1 protein-coding gene and 1 pseudogene are annotated in these 1,263 nt (G+C 76.6%); both read left to right on the forward strand.

All coding sequences use genetic code 11. The annotated features are described in order from the left end of the window. Nucleotides 1-126 (forward strand): annotated as a pseudogene (locus HUW36_RS33090) (glycosyltransferase family 1 protein); the annotation flags it as partial. Next, a partial coding sequence (locus HUW36_RS33095; RefSeq protein ID WP_174531610.1) for a glycosyltransferase occupies nt 111-1,263 on the forward strand: 1,153 nt, incomplete at its 3' end. The pseudogene HUW36_RS33090 and the gene HUW36_RS33095, both read left to right, overlap by 16 nt.

Below are 1,263 nucleotides of genomic sequence, written 5' to 3' on the forward strand. Positions count from 1 at the left end.
GACCCGGCGGCCGCCCGCCGGGCGGGCGCCGCGGCCCGGGCCGCCGCCCGTGACCGCTACGGCCTGGAGCGATTCCTCGCCGACTGGGACCGGCTGCTGGAGGAGGAAGTATGCGCATCGCGATGATCTCGGAACACGCCAGCCCGCTCGCCGTCCTCGGCGGGGAGGACGCCGGTGGCCAGAACACGCATGTCGCCGAGCTCTCCGCCGCGCTCGCCGCCGCCGGTCACGACGTCCGGGTCTACACCCGGCTCGACGCGGTGGACCTGCCGGTGACCGTACGCGCCCCGGACGGGTACGAGGTGGTGCACGTGCCCGCCGGCCCGGCCGAGCCGGTCGCCAAGGACGACCTGCTGCCGTACATGCCGGCGTTCTCCGACTGGCTGGCCGACCGGTGGCGCACCGGCGACTGGCAGCCCGAGGTGGTGCACGCGCACTTCTGGATGAGCGGCCTGGCGGGGCTGGCCGCGGCCCGGCGCACCGGGGTGCCGGTGGTGCAGACCTACCACGCGCTCGGCACCGTCAAGCGTCGCCACCAGGGCGCCCAGGACACCAGCCCGCCGGGCCGGATCGACCACGAGCGGGACCTGGGCCGCGCGGTGGACCGGGTCGTCGCCCAGTGCCAGGACGAGGTCGCCGAGCTGGTCCGGATGGGCGTGCCCCGCTCCCGGATGACCGTCGTGCCGTCGGGGGTGAACCTGTCCACCTTCGGTCCGCTCGGCCCGGTCGCCGAGCGGGACGGTGGCCGGGCCCGCATCCTCACCGTCGGCCGGCTTGTCGAACGCAAGGGCTTCCAGGACGTCATCCAGGCCGTCGCACTGGTCCCGGACGCCGAGTGCGTGGTGGTCGGCGGACCGCCGGCCGGCCTGCTGGAGACCGACCCGTACGCGCTGCGCCTGCGGGCGCTCGCCGACTCGCTCGGCCTCGCCGACCGGGTGCGCCTCGTCGGCGCGGTGCCCCGGGAGGAGATGGGGCGGTGGTACCGCTCGGCGGACGTGCTTGTCGCCGCCCCCTGGTACGAGCCGTTCGGGCTCACCCCGCTGGAGGCGATGGCGTGCGGCGTGCCGGTGGTCGGCACCGCGGTCGGCGGGCTGATCGACACGGTGGTGCCGGGACGTACCGGCGACCTGGTGCCGGCCCGCGACCCGGCGGCGCTCGGCGCGGCGATCCGCGGCCTGCTCGGCGACCGGATCCGCCGCTTCGCCTACGCCACCGCGGCGCTGGAACGCGCCCGGTCCCGCTACTCCTGGGCCACCGCCGCCG

The organism is Micromonospora maritima, from assembly GCF_902825405.1.
Taxonomy (GTDB): Bacteria; Actinomycetota; Actinomycetes; order Mycobacteriales; family Micromonosporaceae; genus Micromonospora; species Micromonospora maritima.